The organism is Mesorhizobium sp. A556, assembly GCF_054489545.1.
Map to the genome: position 1 here is coordinate 1 of NZ_JBTMXA010000051.1, position 1,469 is coordinate 1,469.

The following is a 1,469-nucleotide window of genomic DNA, read 5'->3' on the forward strand; positions in this document are numbered from 1 at the left end:
TTCTGCGGTTGGGCTGCATGCATTCCGGTGGACGAAACCTCGATATCGAAACCATCGCCCGACGCCATCATCGGCCCCGCTTTCACGGCGAAGGTTCCGATGTCCATACCCGGCCAGTTGTGCAAGCCGTAAATTTCGTCGCAACGGAACTTTTGAAACAGCCCTTCCCGGATCATGCGCGCCGCACCGCCGTCTTCACCCCCCATCTCCTCGGCGGGCTGGAAGATGAAGACAACGCGGCCTACAAAATTCCGGGTCTCGGCAAGGTAGCGGGCGGCACCAAGAAGCATAGTGGTATGCCCGTCATGGCCGCAGGCATGCATGACGCCCCTGTTCACCGAGCGATGCGTGAAATCATTGCGTTCTTCAATCGCAAGCGCATCCATATCCGCCCGCAGCCCGATGGAGCGCTCGCCTTTCCGATTTCCGCAAAGGACACCCACGACGCCCGTTCCACCTACACCTTCGGTCACGTCGATCCCGTAGGAACGAAGTTTTTCGGCAATGAATTTAGCGGTTTCATACTCCTGAAAGGAGAGTTCGGGGTTGGCATGAAGATGATGCCGCCACTGGGTCATTTCGTCGTGAAATTCGGCGATCCTGTTTATGATGGGCATTGTTATTCGTTCCCATTTCGAATGGCGTGATGGGCAAGCCGCAAATGCTCGCCCAGCGTTGAAATTGCACCGGTTTCGTCACCAGTTCGGCAGGCCTGAAGCAATTTTCGATGTTCGGCAGCCGATTTTTCGGGGCGGGCAACGATGGAACTCGCGATCACCTCCGCGAGAGCCGATGCTTTGTTGAGTTGTTCGATGGTCCTCAACAGCGTCTGCCGCTTTGATGGACGGTACAGAGCATGATGAAAATCCCAGTTCAGTTCCGAAAGCTTAGACGGTTCCTGTTCCGCCTCGGCCGCATCGAGCACCATCTCCGCTTTGGCAAAATCAAGCTTGGTGTGGTGTCGAAAGGCGGATTTGAGCGCGAGCGGTTCCAGCAGAAGCCGCATCTCGAATAAATCGCCGACAATTCCTTGATCAAGTTTTGCGACCCTTGCTCCCTTGTAGCCGGTTGTCTCGACCAACCCGTCCTCGGCAAGCGACTGAAGGGCGTGCCGTAGCGGTGTGCGGCTGATACCTAGCTGTTCCGACAATGCCTCCTGCCGCAGCGGTTGACCGGGGCGAAAGGTCCCATTCAAGATGAGCGCCCTGATTTTGTCTGCAATCGATTCTGCTTGCGTCTTTTGTGTATCCGAAACCATAATTGTATCCAATACTGATTTCAAGGCGCGTTGTCAACATCGGGATCGTCAGCGGCGGCGTACACCATGTTTCATCAATGAAGCGCACGGTGTTCTCGATCTTGGTATGGCCAAGTAGGATCTGTACAGCGCGCATTGCCAGTCGCCTTGTAGATCATTGATGCTTTCGTTCGTCGCAGCGAGGGGGTGCCATACTCCGCTCGTCGCAGAC

Annotated in this window: 2 protein-coding genes and 1 pseudogene; all 3 read right to left on the reverse strand. The window is 55.7% G+C overall.

Features of this window, described 5'->3' with window-relative positions; genetic code table 11:
* On the reverse strand, positions 1–617 hold a 617-nt coding region (locus ACX3P0_RS25205), incomplete at its 3' end, for an amidohydrolase (protein ID WP_459092952.1).
* 2 nt (positions 618–619) lie between these two features.
* Complete coding sequence (locus tag ACX3P0_RS25210) at positions 620–1,258, reverse strand: GntR family transcriptional regulator (protein ID WP_459092954.1); 639 nt, start codon at positions 1,256–1,258, stop codon at positions 620–622.
* A 76-nt stretch (positions 1,259–1,334) separates the two neighbouring features.
* Positions 1,335–1,469: pseudogene (locus ACX3P0_RS25215) on the reverse strand (integrase); the annotation flags it as partial.

Excerpts from the sequence above, each read along its gene's own strand:
- ACX3P0_RS25210 (WP_459092954.1), bottom strand. The coding sequence starts at position 1,258 with ATGGTTTCGGATACACAAAAGACGCAAGCAGAATCGATTGCAGACAAA.